This window comes from Candidatus Methylomirabilota bacterium, from assembly GCA_036001065.1.
GTDB lineage: Bacteria > Methylomirabilota > Methylomirabilia > Rokubacteriales > CSP1-6 > MNEF01.
Genome location: DASYUQ010000052.1, coordinates 1 through 14,465, shown reverse-complemented (window position 1 = coordinate 14,465; position 14,465 = coordinate 1). Strand labels below are relative to the sequence as shown.

The following is a 14,465-nucleotide window of genomic DNA, read 5'->3' as shown; positions in this document are numbered from 1 at the left end:
CAAAGCCTCCACGCTGGGCGTGCTGGTTCTCATCGCCATCATGACGTTCGCGTTCCGGAGGTACGAGTACTCGCGCGTCGTCATCCTCTACTTCTGGGTGCTCTCGATCCTGACCATGAGCTTCTGGCGCGCGACGTTTCGTGAGGGGCTGCGCTTCGCTCGCCGGCGCGGCCTGAATTTGCGGCGCGCGATCGTCGTGGGCGGGGCCGGTCCGGCCACGGAGATCCTCACCGCGCTCCGCCGCCGTCCTGACGCCGGCGTGCAGGTGCTCGGGCTCGTGGGCGACAAGGACGACGGAGGAACGTCGGTGTCGTGGCTGGGCCGGGTCGAGGAGCTGCGGGCGATCCTGGACCGGCAGGACGTGGACATCGTCTTCGTCGCGCTGCCCCACGCCGAGTACGGGCGGCTCGGCGCCATCCTCGACGAGATCGGCGACGATCCGGTGACGATCCACCTGGTGCCGGACGTCTACGGGCTCGCCTCGCTCCGCGGCGGCATCGAGGAGTTCGAGGGGGTACCGCTCATCCACCTGCGCGAGTCGCCGCTGTACGGCTGGAACCTGGTGCTCAAGCGCGCGATGGACCTCGTCGTCGGCGGTCTCGCGTTCCTCGTCGCGGCGCCCCTGATGGCGCTGATCGCGCCGGCGGTCCGGTGGAGCTCGCCCGGCCCGGCGCTGCTCAGGCAGGAGCGGATGGGGCTCGACGGGCGTCGCTTCGCGATGCTCAAGTTCCGCACCATGCGGCCGGACGCCGAAGCGGCGACGGGGCCGGTCTGGGCCCGGCAAGACGATCCGCGGCGCACGTGGCTCGGCGCGCTGCTGCGCCGGTGGAGCCTCGATGAGCTGCCCCAGCTCCTCAACGTGCTCCGCGGGGAGATGAGCCTGGTGGGCCCGCGGCCCGAGCGCCCGGTCTTCGTCGAGGAGTTCCGGCGGCAGATCCCCGGCTACATGCTCCGCCACAAGGTGAAGGCCGGCATGACCGGGTGGGCGCAGGTGAACGGCTGGCGGGGCAACACGTCGCTCCAGAAGCGCATCGAGTACGACCTCTATTACATCGAGCGCTGGTCCCTGGCCTTCGATCTCAAGATTCTCGTCAAGACGCTCTGGCGCGGCGTTTTCGGGAAGAACGCCTACTGATGACGGGCCGGGCCCGGCCCCGCGCCTTCCTGGCCTGGATCGCCACCTCGCTGCTGGCCGCCCACCTTGGCTAGTGCCGTTCCAACTTGTTGATACTAAATCTGTCCACGAACGACGTACACGGTGCCTTCCTAGGCGCGAATAGTTGGAACGGCACTAGGTGCCTCATTCTCGGCGGGGATATGCCGCTCATACTCGAATGATTATTCGAGTATGGTCAAGTTCGCAAGTCCTCGCCTGGGAGGTGAGAGAGAGCGCAGGCCGGGTCCTCCTCCTGCATCCGCTTCGGGCCGCCGATTCCCTGCAACTCGTGGCCGCGCTCCTGTGGGCGCGCAGCCGCCCGGCGGGCCATGACTTCGTGTGTCTGGACGAGAGATTACGGGAAGCCGCCTCCAGGGAAGGGTTCGTCGTCTTCCCTTGAGAGATGTCCGAGCCCTCCTGCTGGGCGCCTTCGTCCTGGGGCTCGCCGTCTCCATCACGCTCGCCGAGACGGCCCTGGCGCTGCTGGCCCTGCGCTGGGCGTGGCGGCTCTGGACGGGGCGCGCCCGGCGCAGCTGGCCGCTGGCGGTCCCCTTGGCGGCGTGGATCGCGGCCTCCCTCCTCGCCGCCGCTCTGTCACCGCAGCCGCTGGCGAGCCTGCTGGCCGCCCGGAGCGTGCTCCTGATCGCGACGTTCTACGTCCTGCTCGACGCGCTGGTGGATCCCGCCGACGCCGATCGCTGGCTCAGCTGGCTGCTCGCGCTGATGGCGGGCGTGGCGGTCATCGGGGTTCTCCAGGTCGCGCTGTGCCCGTTCCTCGCTCCGCTCGGGCCTGTCCTCGGTCGGGTCGCGGCCAAGTGCCACCGGGCGCACGCCTTCTACAGCATCTACATGACGCTGGCCGGCGTGCTGAGCCTCGTGCTGCTGGCGGTGCTGCCCCGGGTGCTGCCCGGCGGCGGGAGCGTGGGCGTGCGCTGGCATCTCGTCGCCTGGCTCGCGGGCGGCGCCGGCCTGGCGCTCACCTACGTGCGCGGCGCGTGGGTGGGGCTCCTAGCGGGTGTGGCCGTGCTGCTCGGGCTCCTCCAGCGCGGCCGGCTCCTGCTGATCGCGGGGGTCGTCCTGCTCGCGCTGGCGGTGCTGCTTGTACCGGACCTGCGCCGGCGCGTCGAGAGCATCGCCGACCCGATGGACCCGACGGCCCGCGAGCGCTGGGCCATGTGGGGCAGCGCGCTGGCGATGGCGCGGGACCACCCGCTGCTCGGCGTCGGGCCCGGCGGGGTCAAGCGCGAGTACCCGCAGTACGCCGCCCTCGAGTTCCGCGCCAAGCGCCGGGGGCACGTGCACAACACGCCGCTGCAGGTCCTCGTGGAGCGCGGGATCCTCGGGCTGGCGGCCTGGACCTCGGTCTTCCTCGCCTTCTTCTGGCGCGCCGCGCGCGTCCTGCGCCGCCTGCCGGGCCAGGCGGGGCGACCGCGCGACCTGGTAACGGGCAGCATGGCGGCGATCGCCGGCTTCCTGGTCGGCGGCCTCACCGAGTACAACTTCGGCGATTCCGAGGTGGCGCTGGTGGCTTATGCGATGATGGCGCTCCCGTTCGTGGTGGAGCGCGCGGTCGGCGAGGGGGGCGGCACTGTTCCACTTTCGCGGCATTGACACGCGCTCCGCGCGCTTCCTACACTCGATCGGCTGGAGGTTGCCCATGGAGCCCCGCTCGGCGGTCCTGACCTACCGCGACTACGCCGCCCTTCCCGACGACGGGCGCCGCTATGAGCTACACGATGGAGCCCTGTCCGTGACGCCGGCGCCCGGCACTCGCCACCAGCGAATCAGCCGCGACTTGTTCGAGGTCCTCAACGCGCACGTCAAGGCCCGGAGGCTCGGCGAGGTCCTCTATGCGCCGCTCGACGTGATCCTGAGCGATACGACGGTCCTCCAGCCGGACATCGTCTACTTCGATCACTCGCGGCTGGCGGCGCTCAGCGGGCGCGGGGCGGAGGGCGCGCCAACGCTGGTGGTCGAGATCATCTCCCCATCGACGACCACGATCGACCGGGTCACGAAGCCGCGGCTCTACGCTCGCCACCGGGTTCCATTTTTCTGGTTGGTGGATCCGGAGGCGCGCAGCCTCGAAGCATTCGCGCTCGGGCCTGAGGGTTATTCGCTCGTCGTCCGGGCCAGCGGCGTCACGCCGGTCGGTCCGCCCCCGTTCCCAGACCTCGCCCTGATTCCCGCATCTCTCTGGCCGTAGGCGACCGGGGGGCCTCGTCGCCTCCGGCGTGATCAGTAGGCGGGAATAGGCTCCGTCGCCGAGCGCACGCGGACGAAGTAGTCCTTGAAGCGCACGAGATCGGTTTGCGAAACCATGTCGGAGACGAGGAAGCAGGCGAGGTCGCCCTGCCTCCACACCCAGACCGAGAAGCCGCTGTCGTTCAGGAGCGCCGGCCGGAATCGGTCGTTGATCTTGACGCGCTGCCGCTCGGGCACGGAGAAACCGGGCGCGGGCAGCGCGACGTACGTCACGTGGTGGCCGTCCTCGTCCCGGTAGTGCAGGGCCAGGCCGCGCCGCTGATCGAGGTAGACCGGTTCGGCCGCCAGCAGGCTGAGACGCTCGTCGCCGGTGAAGACCTTGGCCAGCCCGATGCCCGTCTCCTGCGTCAGCCACGGCAGCCCGGCCGGGATGATATCGGCCGGACGGCGCGCGCCCCACATGGCCGCCCGCGTGTGCTCGGCCACGACCGCCCGGGCCAGACGCAGCGCCGGCTCGGTCGGCGCGGTGGGTGGGAGCGTCGGCACGAAGGCGAGCCCCAGCACCAGCGCGGTGGCCGCCGACGCCAGCGTCGGCGCCAGCCACCACGCGCGCACGGATGTCGGGGCCGCCGCCTCGTCGATCGCCGCGCGCAGGCGCGCCGGCGCCGCATGGCGCGGCACCTCGGTGGCCAGCCGGCGGCCCAACGCCTCGTCCGACAGATCCGCGAACCGATCGGTCATTTTCCTTCGTAGTCGCGCAGCAAGCTGCGCAGCCGCTCCTTCGCTCGGAAGATGCGGGACTTGACGGTACCGACCGGGCAGGCCATCACCTGGGCCACCTCTTCGAGCGGCATCCCTTCGATCTCGGCCAGGAGGAGCACCGTCCGGAACTCTTCCGGCAGCCGCAGCAGGGCGCGCTCGAGGTCGGTGTGGGCCTCCAGCGTCCCCGGGCCCTCGGCCGGGGCGTCGTGAAACATCGGGGCGTCCCACTCGGGAACGCCGTCTTCTGCGATGGGTGATTCCCGCTCGCGCAGCCGATAAAACGTCAAGAATGTATTCCTCAGAATTTGAAACAACCACGCACGGAGGTGAGTTCCCGGCTGGAAGCGGTGGGAGAACCGGAGCGCCCGGAGGTAGGTCTCCTGGACCAGGTCCTCCGCCTCGGAGGGTTTCCGGGTGAGATACACGGCGAAGTTGTAGAGAGCGTCGAGATGCTCGAGCGCCTGGCGTCGGAACTCGGGTTCGGTCGCCACGGGGGCTCAGTCCTCGAACCAGCGGGCGGGGTAATCGCCGCGCTGGACGTCGTGCTCGTCCTCCAGCTCCTCCAGCAGCTGGCGGACGGTGCGGTAGAGCGTGGGGTGCTCCAGCTCCGGCGCCAGCTCGGCGAGCGGACGCAGGACGAAGGCGCGTTCGTGCAGGAGCAGGTGGGGAATCTGGAGTCGGTCCGGCACGCTGATCACGCGTTCCTCGTAGAAAAGGATATCGATGTCCAGCGTGCGCGGCGCGAAGCGCGCCGCCTCCGGCGTGACGGTGGAGCGCTCGCGGCCCAGCCCCGTCTCGATCTGCTGCAGGTGCTCGAGCAGGGCGTTCGGTGAGAGCGTCGTCTCGATGACGATCGCGCAGTTGAGATACCAGTCGCGGCGGCTCCGGAACTGGCCGGGCTCACTCTCCCAGGGCTCGGTCTCGTAGAGGCGCGAGGCCGCGACGAACTCGATGCCGGCGGTGCGCCGGAGCGTCGCGACCGCCGCCCGGAGCAACGCCAACCGGTCCCCGAGGTTCGAGCCCAGACTGAGGTAGACGCGGGCCATCAGCGCCTGCGAGTCAGTTCCACGCCCGGCGTTCCCACCAGACCCTCCAGCGGGGGCGTCAGCTTGCGCACGCGGATGCGCACCTCCTGGGTGGGGAACTCGTGCAGGAGCGCGTCGGCGATGAGGCTGGCCAGGCGCTCCAGGAGGTTGACGCGGTTGCGGGTGCCGATCTCGACGATGCGGTGCGCGACCTGGCCGTAGTCGACGGTGGCCCCCAGGTCGTCGGAGAGCGCGGCGGCGGCCAGGTCGAGCGAGAGCTCGGCGTCCACCGAGAACCACGCGCCCAGCGCCTGCTCGGCCTTGGTGGTGCCGTGCTGGCCATAGAACCGCACGTCGTCGAGCAGCAGCTTGTCCGGCATCAGACCTTCACCACCGGGTTCTGCAGGCTGCCGATGCCCTGGATGCGGACCTCGACCCGATCGCCGGGCACCAGCGGCCCCACGCCGGCCGGCGTGCCCGAGGCGATGACGTCGCCGGGCAGGAGCGTCATGATCTCCGAGACGCGCGCGACGATGTCCTCCACGGAGAAGATCAGCTCCGTGGTGTTCGACGACTGCCTGAGCTCGCCGTTGACGTAGGCCTCGATGGCGACGGCGTTGGGATCGATGTCGGTGGCGACGCAGGGGCCGATCGGGCAGAAGCTGTCGAAGGCCTTGGCCCGGACCGGCTGTCGGTCCTTCATTTGTATATCTCGCGCGGTCACGTCGTTGAGGCACGTGTAGCCCAGCACGTGCTCGCGGGCGCGGCCGGCCGGCACGTTCCGACACCGCCGGCGCATCACGATCGCCAGCTCCGCCTCGTGGTCCACCCGCTGACTCTGCGGGGGGTAGAGGATCGGGTCGTCGGGGCCGATCAGCGCGCTCACGGGCTTCAGGAAGATGACGGGCTCGGCCGGGATGGAGAGCCCCAGCTCGGCGGCGTGATCGCGGTAGTTGAGCCCGATGGCGACGATCTTGGACGGCAGCACGGGGGCCAGCAATACCACCTGCCGGACCGGGTACCGTCGCCGGCCGCGCCGGAAGGCGCTGAACGGCGTGCCCGAGTACTCGACGACGTAAGCCCCCTCCAGCACTCCGTAGCGCGTCTTGCCGTCCACCTTGAATCGGACGATCCGCATCGTCTCGCCGGGTCAGAACCCGAGGACGTCCTGCATCGAGTAGAGGCCGGGCGGCTGGGTGGTGACGAAGCGCGCGGCCCGGAGGGCGCCGCGGGCGAAAGTGTCCCGGTTGTGGGCTCGGTGCGTCAGCTCCAGGCGCTCGCCCAGGGTGCCGAAGGACACCGTGTGCTCCCCGACCACGTCGCCGGAGCGCAACGAGAAGATCCCGATCTCTTTCTGTGTGCGCTCTCCCGGCAGCCCCTGGCGACCGTACACGGCGACGGTTCCCAGGTCGCGGCCCAGCGCGGCGGCCAGGACCTCGGCCATCCGCAGCGCGGTGCCGCTGGGCGCGTCCTTCTTGAACCGGTGGTGGATCTCGGAGATCTCCACGTCGTACTCGTCGCCCAGCGTCTTGGCCATGAGGGCGAGGGCCTTGAGGGCCACGGTCACTCCCACCGAGAAGTTGGGCGCCAGCACGATCGCGGTCTTCTTGGCGAGGTCGGAGATCTCCTCGCGCTGCTTGGGAGTGAAGCCGGTGGTGCCGATGACCGCGCGGGCGCCGGCCGCCGCGGCGAGCCGCAGGTGCTGGAGGCTCGCCTCGGGCGTCGAGAACTCGATGAGCACCCGGTCCCGCGCCAGCGCGGCGACGGCGTCGCTCGCGAGCGGAACGCCGAGCGCGCCCACGCCAGCGGTCTCCCCGGCATCCTTTCCCAGGGCCGGGTGGCTGGGCGCCTCCAGCGCGGCGACCAGGCGGAGCTCGCGGGCCTCACCGAGGCAGGCGACGATGCGACTTCCCATGCGGCCGGCGGCGCCGGCCACCACGACGTCCGTCATGATCCCCTCGACGCCCGGCGGGCTACTTCACGAGGCCGTAGGGCTTGAGGACGGCGCGCAGGCGCTCCCGGTTGGCGTCGCTCATGCGGCACATCGGGAGCCGGAACTCCGGCTCGATCATCCCGGCCATGGCCATCGCCTCCTTGATCGGGATGGGGTTCGTCTCGATGAAGGCGGCCCGGGCCAGCGGGAAGAGCTTGTAGTGCAGCTCGCGCGCCCGCTTCCAGTCCCCGTCCAGCGCGGCATGGGTCATCTCCGCCGTCTCGCGGGGCACGATGTTGGCGATCACGGAGATGACGCCGCGCCCGCCGATGGCCATGAGCGGCAGCGTCAGGTTGTCGTCGCCGGAGAGCACCGTGAAGTCGGGGCCGCAGGCGGCGACGACCTGGCTCATCTGGTCGAGCGAGCCCGACGCCTCCTTCACGCCCACGACGTTCTTGCAGTCGCGGGCCAGGCGCGCCAGCGTGTCGGTCTCCACGTTCACCGCCGTCCGGCTCTGGATGTTGTACACGAGGATCGGGATCGAGACCGCCTCGGCCACCGCCCGGAAGTGCCGGTAGAGCCCTTCCTGGGTGGGCTTGTTGTAGTACGGGTTGACGACCAGCGCGGCGGTGGCGCCGGCACGCTCGGCATGACGGGTCAGCTCGATGGCGTGAGCGGTCGAGTTCGACCCCGTGCCCACGATCACGGGGAGCCGGCCCGCCGCGGTCTGGATGATCACCTCCACCACCCGGTCGTGCTCGTCGTGACTGAGGCCGGGGTCCTCCCCCGTGGTGCCGCAGGCCACGATCGCGTCCGTCCCGTGCGTGACGTGGAACTCCACCAGCTCGCGGACCTTCGCCTCATCGACCTTCCCGTTCCGGAACGGGGTCACCATGGCGACGAGCGAACCCTGCAGCGTGCGCGTCATAACACCGTCTCCCCCGCCACCAGGTCTTCGTACGTCTCCCGGCGGCGCACGATCGTGTAGCGATTGCCGTCGACGAGCACCTCGACCGCCCGCGGGCGCGTGTTGTAGTTCGACGCCATCACCGAAGTGTAGGCCCCCGCGCTCATCACCGCCAGCAGGTCGCCCTCCTCCGGTCGGGGCAGCGGGCGGTCCTTGGCCAGGAAGTCGCCCGACTCACAGATCGGGCCCACCACGTCGGCCGTCTCCACCGGGCTCGTGAGCCGCCGCTCGTCGATCGGCCGGATCTCGTGGTAGGCGTTGTAGAGCGCCGGCCGGATGAGGTCGTTCATGGCCGCGTCCACGACGACGAACCGCTTGTCCGGCGTCTCCTTCCGATAGAGCACGCGGGTGAGGAGGACTCCCGCGTTGCCGACGATCGATCGGCCGGGCTCTATCAGTATTGTGACCCCCAGCTCCGCGATGAGCGGGATCACCGTGCGGGCGTAGTCGACGGGGCTGGGTGGAGCCTCGTCGCGGTACCGGATGCCCAGGCCGCCGCCGACGTCGAGCAGGCGCACGGCGATGCCGCGCTGGCGGAGCGCCTTGACGAGGGCGACAACCCGGGCGGTGGCGTCGGCGAAGGGCGACGTCTTCACGAGCTGGGAGCCGATGTGCATGTCGACCCCGACGACCTCCAGGCCGCGCCGGCGGGCCGCGTCGTCGTAGCTCGGCAGGGCCTGGTCGATGGGGATCCCGAACTTGGAGGTCTTGAGCCCTGTCGCGATGTAGGGATGGGTCTGGGGGTCGACGTCGGGGTTCACGCGCAACGATACCGGAGCCCGGGTCCCCATCTCGCGCGCCACCTCGTCCAGCGCGCGCAGCTCGCTCATCGACTCGACGTTGAACATCAGGATGTCGGCCTTGAGCGCGTCACGCATCTCGTCGCGGGTCTTGCCCACGCCGTCGAAGATGATCCGCTTGGGCGGGATGCCTGCCCGCAGCGCGCGGTAGAGCTCGCCACCGCTCACGATGTCGGCGCCGGCGCCGGCCTTGGCCAGCGTGGACAGCACGCCGAGGGTCGAGTTGGCCTTGACCGAATAGCAGATCAGATGCGGCGTGTCCGTGAACGCGCGGTCGTAGGCGGCGAAGGCGTCGAGCAGCGCAGCCTTGGAGTAGACGTAAGCGGGCGTACCGACGGCCTCGGCCAGCGCGCGGAGCGAGACCGATTCACAGGAGAGCTCGCCCTGACGATACGTGACGTGATCCATCTGCGCGTGATATCGGGTATTTTCCCTCGTGACCGTAGCACCCGACCCCGGGGAAGTCAAGGCAGCGTGACCCGCGCCTCGTTCGAGCGCGGGCTCTCGTTCGCGCGCGAGCTCGCATCCTGGGCCGTCACGACATACCTATAAGTCCCGCTGGTCACGTCGCGGTCCACGAAGACGGTGGAGGGCGCCCTGGTGGAGCCGACGCGCTGGAAGGGCCCGCTGCCGGCGGCGCGGTAGACGACGTAGGTGGCGGCGTCGGGGTCGGGGCTCGGTCTCCAGCTCAGACGGACGGTGTTCCCGGCCGGCGCGGCCACGAGATCGGAGGGGGGCGCAGGGGGCGTCATCTTCACGGGCGTGGCGGACACGCGCTCGGTCGGCTGGCTGCGGGCGATCGTCTCTCCCTCGCGGCGGATGGCGCGGACGGCGTAGTAGTACGGGCGCTCGTTCTCGAGGTTCCGGTCGGTGAGCTGCGTCGCCTCGATGGGCGCGGGCGTCACCACCTCGGGCGGCGTGGTCGCGTCGGCGGCGCGGAGCACCTCGTAGGCCAGCGGTCCGGGGGGTGGGGTGCCGTCGACGAGGCGGGCCGGGGCCTCCCAGCGGAGCCTCACCTCGCGCTCGCCGGCCACGGCGGCGAGCCTCGCGGGCGGCTCGGGCGGGGCGATGAGCGTGAGCGTCACGCGCGGCGAGGGCGGGCTCACGCGTCCCTGTCCGTCCTCGGTGACCACGACGTAGCTGTAGCGGCGCCCGGGGGTGAGGCCCTGGCGGTCGGTCAGCCGGATGGCGTGGCCCAGAACGACCGCCGGCGCGGGCGCGTCCGCCGGGGGCGGACCGCCCAGGCGAATGGTCGCCACTTCCATATAGCCGACGATCCGCCCCCGGGACAGGAGCGCCGGCTTGGGCTCGCCGGGGCCGGCGTCCTCGGCACGGAAGACGCGCGCCGCGGCCAGGTCGCGCAGGCGCGTGTTGTCGGCGCGCCGGGTCGGGTTCGTCCAGCTGAGCTCGATGCCGCCGTTCTCGATCACGCCGCGGAGGTCGGTGACGGGCTGGGGCAGGCGCCGCTCGGGGGCCACCGGCGGGCCCGCCTTGCCGCACGCCACCAGCGCGAGGCCGAGCGCCACCAGTGGCGCGAGCCGGCGCATCAGGGGGCGTCGAGGAAGGAGCGCGCGAGGGCCAGGGCCCGGCTGACGGCTGCCGGCGCGGAGCCTCCGGTGACGGCCCGTGCCCGCAGCGAAGCGTCGACGGTGATCGCCGCGCGGACGTCGGAGGCGAACAGATCGGAGAAGCGACGCAGCTCCTCGAGGCTCAGGCCCTCCAGCGTCTTGCCCGCCTCCAGCGCGTGGCGGACGACGCGGCCCACCACCTCGTGGGCCTGGCGGAAGGGCAGCCCCTTCCGCACGAGGTAGTCCGCCAGATCCGTGGCGGTGGCGAAGTGCTCACCGGCCGCCTGGCGCATGCGCTCCGTCTTGAACGTGAGGGAGCCGAGCATCGGCGGCAGCACGGCCAGGATCGCCTCCAGGGTGTCGGCCGAGTCGAAGAACGGCTCCTTGTCCTCCTGCATGTCCGAGTTGTACGCCAGCGGCAGCCCCTTCATCGTCGTGAGCACGGCGACCAGGTTGCCGTAGAGGCGCCCGCTCTTGCCCCGGATCAGCTCGGCCACGTCCGGATTCTTCTTCTGCGGCATGATCGACGAGCCGGTGGCGAAGGCGTCGGCGAACTCCACGAAGCCGAACTCGGCGGTGGCCCACAGCGTCAGGTCGGCGGCCAGGCGCGAGAGATGCATGCCGGTGATGGCGGCGGCGGCCAGGAACTCGACGATGTAGTCCCGGTCGCTGACCGCGTCGAGGCTGTTGGGGCTCGGCGCGGCGAAGCCGAGGTCACGCGCCAGCGCTTCGCGGTCGATGGGGAAGCCCGCCCCGGCCAGGGCGCCGCTGCCCAGCGGCAGCACGTCGGCCCGGGCGCGGCAGGCCTGGAACCTCTCGCGGTCGCGCTGGAACATGAAAACGTAGGCGAGCAGGTGATGCGCGAGCACGATGGGCTGGGCCCGCTGCAGGTGGGTGTAGCCCGGCATGGGAGCCTCTAGCGTCGTGGCGGCGCGCTCCACCAGCGCCGACTGGGTGGTCCGGAGGCCGCGGCCCACGCGCTCGGCCACGTCTTTGAGGTAGAGCCGCTCGTCCAGCGCGATCTGATCGTTGCGCGAGCGCCCCGTGTGCAGCTTGCCGCCGACCGGTCCGATCAGCTCGACGAGGCGGCGCTCGATGTTCATGTGGATGTCTTCCAGCTCGGGGCGGAACGGGAACGTGTCGCCTTCGATCTCCGCCCGGACCGTCTCCAGCCCCTTGAGGATGGCGTCGCGCTCGGCCTCGGTCAGGAGACCCGCGCGGCCCAGCGCCAGCGCCCAGGCCACGCCGCCCTCGATGTCGTAGGGCGCCAGCCGCCGGTCGAACCCCAGCGACGCCGTGAACCGCTCGGCGCCCGGATCGGTCCGCCCGCTGAACCGTCCGGACCAGGGTTTCTTCAAGACAGGAGGGCGGCGATATCCGCCATGACCCGCTGGGTCACGCGCTCGCGCGCCTCGCGCGCGCGGGCCCCGCGGGCCGACGTGAACACGCGTGGCGGCCCGAACCTCACCCCGAGGGGGTGCCGGCGGGGAATGTAGAACCGTCGCCCGACCAGGGCCTGGTAGGTGCCGCGGATGGCGGCGGGGACGACGGGCGCGCCCGAGCGCAGCGCGAGCAGCGCCACGCCCGGCAGACCGGGCTCGAGCCGGCCGCGGACGCTGAAGGGCCCCTCCGGGAAGATCCCGACGATGCGGCCTCGCTCGAGCGCCCCCAGCGCGCTCCGGAGCGCGGCGACGTCCGGCCGCTCGAGGTTGATGGGGATCGAGCCCATGTGGCGGTGGAAGGGCGGATGGAGCGGCGTGGCCCGATACACGCGTGGCATCACGAGGAAGACGATGGGCTCGGGCACGGCCGCGCCGAGCAGGACGCCGTCGAGGTAGTTGTGGTGATTCGCCGCCACGATGTACGGGCCCCGCGCCGGCACGTGCTCGAGACCTTCGACGGCAAAATCGAACCAACGCTGGAGCAGCGCCCGCACGGGCCCGCGCAGCGCGCGGTAGAGCAGGGGCTCGGCGGCGCCGTCGATCACGGCGCGCGGCTTAGCGGAGACGGCCGTCGACGGCGCCATTTCGCCGGGTGTTATAGCACGTTCAGCGGGTGCGTGCGAACCGGTAGCGGGCGACGGCGCTGTTGTGCTCCTCGACCGTGACGGAGAAGTGATGGCGCTGGTCGTCCTTCTTGACGAAGTAGAGATACTTGACCGGGGCCGGGTCGAGCGCCGCCTCGATGGCGCCGAGGCCGGGGCTGGCGATGGGCCCGGGCGGGAGCCCCGCGCGCAGATACGTGTTGTACGGGTGATCGGTGGCCAGATCGGCGCGCGTCAGCGCCCGGCGCTCCTTGCCCACGGCGTACTGGACCGTCGGATCCGCCTGGAGCGGCATCCCCAGCTTGAGCCGGTTCCAGAAGACGGCCGAGATGAGCCGCCGCTCGCCGGGCACCACCGCTTCGCGCTCGATGATCGAGGCCAGCGTGAGCAGCTCGTGTACGCTCAGTTTGCGCTGCCGCGCCCTCTCCAGCAGCTCCGGCGTGAGCTTGCTCTGCAGGCGCTGGATCATGCGCCCGAGCATCTGCTCAGGTGTCATGCCGCGGATGAAGTGGTAGGTGTCCGGGAAGAGGTAGCCCTCGGCGCTGGGACCCTCGATGCCCTGGGCCCGGAGGAAGGCCGGGTCCGTCGCCGCCTTTATGATTTCCGCGGTCCGAGCGAGCCGGGCGCTCTCCAGCGTCCGTCCCAGGTCGGTGAGCGACGCGCCTTCCGGATGCAACACCGGGTGCTGGCGCACCCGGCCGTTCTCCAGCAGCGCGAGGACGTCCAGCGTGGAGGCGTCGCGGGGGACCTCGTACTCGCCGGCCTTGAGGGACCGCAGGCTGCCGCGGACCAGGCTCAGGGCCAGGAAGCCCTCGGGGCTGCGGATCGCGCCCGCCATCTTCAGGCGGGCGGCGATTCCTACCAGGCTCGCGTGGGCCGGGATGAGAACGGTCCGGGGCCCGTCGCGGAGGGGGCCGGGCGGGGTCAGCACGCGCCAGGTCTCCCAGGCGACGAAGACCAGGACTGCGACCAGGAGCAATCGGCGACGTATGCTCATTGTTTGATATACTACGCGCTCGGGGCCGTGCCCCGGAAATTCCAAGGGGGTCTTCATGCTGGAGCTCGAGCTCCCCACGCGTCACGACTGGCAGGTCTCCGAAAACACCTACGGCAAGCTGGTCATCGAGCCGTTCGAGCCGGGATTCGCGCTGACTGTCGGCAACGCCTACCGCCGCGTCATCCTCTCGGCGATCCACGGTGCCGCGCCCACCTGGGTGAAGATCGAGAACGTCCTGCACGAGTTCTCCCACATGCCGGGTGTCATGGAGGACACGCTGGACATCCTCATGAACCTGCGCAAGGTGGTCTTCCGTCTCCACGTCAACCGCCCCAAGATCCTGCGGCTCAAGGTGCAGGGCGTCGGCGTCGTCAAGGCGGGCGACTTCGAGGCGGACGCCGACGTCGAGATCCTGACACCCGACGTGCCGCTCGCCACGCTGGACAAGGACGGCGTGCTGGAGATGGAAGTATGCATCGAGCGCGGCCGGGGCTGGGTGCCGGCCGAACGCCGGGAACCGGAGGCGCTCCCGATCAACGCCATCCTCCTCGACGCCGACTTCTCCCCCGTCAAGCAGGTGAACGCCCACGTGGAGTCGATGGACCAGGCGCACGAGCGGCTCGTGATCGAGGTCTGGACGGACGGCAGCATATCGCCGGCGGTGGCGGTGGGTGAGGCCTCCCGGATCTTGGAGGATCACTTCGATCTGCTGATGGACTTCCCGGTGGCGACTCCGGAGTCGGAGGAGTCGGAGCGGGACGAGCTGCGGCCGCGGGCCGAGCTGAACGAGAACCTCTTCCGCAACGTAGACGAGCTGGAGCTGTCGGTGCGCGCCTCCAACTGTCTCAAGACCGCCAACATCCGGACGATCGCCGACCTCGTGCAGAAGACCGAAGCCGAGCTGCTCAAGACGAAGAACTTCGGCAAGAAGTCGCTCAACGAGATCAAGACGATCCTCGGGGAGATGGGCCTCCACCTGGGGATGCGGCTGGACCCGGAGGAGCTGGA

General features: G+C 70.6%; 16 protein-coding genes. 4 read left to right on the top strand and 12 right to left on the bottom strand.

Annotated features, from left to right (window positions below; genetic code table 11):
- The 3 genes from VGV13_04430 to VGV13_04420 all read left to right on the top strand — a co-directional run.
- A partial coding sequence (locus VGV13_04430) for an undecaprenyl-phosphate glucose phosphotransferase (protein HEV8640326.1) occupies positions 1-1,135 on the top strand: 1,135 nt, incomplete at its 5' end.
- 417 nt (positions 1,136-1,552) lie between these two features.
- Entirely contained in the window at positions 1,553-2,767 is a 1,215-nt protein-coding gene (locus tag VGV13_04425) for an O-antigen ligase family protein (protein HEV8640325.1), read from the top strand.
- A gap of 46 nt (positions 2,768-2,813) precedes the next feature.
- A complete protein-coding gene (locus VGV13_04420) occupies positions 2,814-3,362 on the top strand; it encodes a Uma2 family endonuclease (protein HEV8640324.1) in 549 nt (182 codons plus the stop codon).
- A 32-nt stretch (positions 3,363-3,394) separates the two neighbouring features.
- Here the strand turns inward: VGV13_04420 and VGV13_04415 are convergent, their stop codons facing one another.
- The 12 genes from VGV13_04415 to mltG are packed head-to-tail and all read right to left on the bottom strand — an operon-like array spanning position 3,395 to position 13,439.
- A complete protein-coding gene (locus tag VGV13_04415; protein HEV8640323.1) occupies positions 3,395-4,102 on the bottom strand; it encodes a hypothetical protein in 708 nt (235 codons plus the stop codon).
- Entirely contained in the window at positions 4,099-4,614 is a 516-nt protein-coding gene (locus VGV13_04410; GenBank protein ID HEV8640322.1) for a sigma-70 family RNA polymerase sigma factor, read from the bottom strand. Before VGV13_04410 ends, VGV13_04415 begins: the two co-directional genes overlap by 4 nt.
- Before the next feature lie 6 nt (positions 4,615-4,620).
- Positions 4,621-5,169, bottom strand: a complete 549-nt coding sequence (folK, locus tag VGV13_04405) for a 2-amino-4-hydroxy-6-hydroxymethyldihydropteridine diphosphokinase (GenBank protein ID HEV8640321.1) — start codon at positions 5,167-5,169, stop codon at positions 4,621-4,623.
- Complete coding sequence (gene folB, locus VGV13_04400; protein ID HEV8640320.1) at positions 5,169-5,528, bottom strand: dihydroneopterin aldolase; 360 nt, start codon at positions 5,526-5,528, stop codon at positions 5,169-5,171. The genes folK and folB overlap by 1 nt, the downstream gene beginning before the upstream one ends.
- The gene (locus VGV13_04395; protein ID HEV8640319.1) at positions 5,528-6,286 is read right to left on the bottom strand and encodes a fumarylacetoacetate hydrolase family protein; all 759 of its coding nucleotides are present in this window, start codon (positions 6,284-6,286) and stop codon (positions 5,528-5,530) included. The genes folB and VGV13_04395 overlap by 1 nt, the downstream gene beginning before the upstream one ends.
- A 12-nt stretch (positions 6,287-6,298) precedes the next feature.
- Positions 6,299-7,099 (bottom strand): 4-hydroxy-tetrahydrodipicolinate reductase, encoded by an 801-nt coding sequence (gene dapB / locus VGV13_04390; GenBank protein ID HEV8640318.1) that lies wholly within the window; start codon positions 7,097-7,099, stop codon positions 6,299-6,301.
- A 22-nt stretch (positions 7,100-7,121) separates the two neighbouring features.
- Positions 7,122-8,009: a 4-hydroxy-tetrahydrodipicolinate synthase gene (gene dapA / locus VGV13_04385; protein ID HEV8640317.1), complete on the bottom strand. Its 888-nt coding sequence runs from the start codon at positions 8,007-8,009 to the stop codon at positions 7,122-7,124.
- Complete coding sequence (gene lysA, locus VGV13_04380) at positions 8,006-9,256, bottom strand: diaminopimelate decarboxylase (GenBank protein ID HEV8640316.1); 1,251 nt, start codon at positions 9,254-9,256, stop codon at positions 8,006-8,008. Before lysA ends, dapA begins: the two co-directional genes overlap by 4 nt.
- Positions 9,257-9,312: 56 nt before the next feature.
- Positions 9,313-10,395 carry a hypothetical protein gene (locus tag VGV13_04375; GenBank protein ID HEV8640315.1) on the bottom strand — a complete coding sequence of 361 codons (1,083 nt, stop codon included), beginning with the start codon at positions 10,393-10,395 and terminating at the stop codon, positions 9,313-9,315.
- Positions 10,395-11,774 (bottom strand): argininosuccinate lyase, encoded by a 1,380-nt coding sequence (argH, locus tag VGV13_04370; protein ID HEV8640314.1) that lies wholly within the window; start codon positions 11,772-11,774, stop codon positions 10,395-10,397. Before argH ends, VGV13_04375 begins: the two co-directional genes overlap by 1 nt.
- Positions 11,771-12,442: a lysophospholipid acyltransferase family protein gene (locus tag VGV13_04365; GenBank protein ID HEV8640313.1), complete on the bottom strand. Its 672-nt coding sequence runs from the start codon at positions 12,440-12,442 to the stop codon at positions 11,771-11,773. The genes argH and VGV13_04365 overlap by 4 nt, the downstream gene beginning before the upstream one ends.
- 22 nt (positions 12,443-12,464) lie before the next feature.
- Positions 12,465-13,439, bottom strand: a complete 975-nt coding sequence (gene mltG, locus VGV13_04360) for an endolytic transglycosylase MltG (protein ID HEV8640312.1) — start codon at positions 13,437-13,439, stop codon at positions 12,465-12,467.
- A 73-nt stretch (positions 13,440-13,512) separates the two neighbouring features.
- On the opposite strand from mltG, the gene VGV13_04355 reads away from it, so the two are divergent.
- The coding region (locus VGV13_04355; GenBank protein HEV8640311.1) for a DNA-directed RNA polymerase subunit alpha at positions 13,513-14,465 on the top strand (953 nt) is incomplete at its 3' end.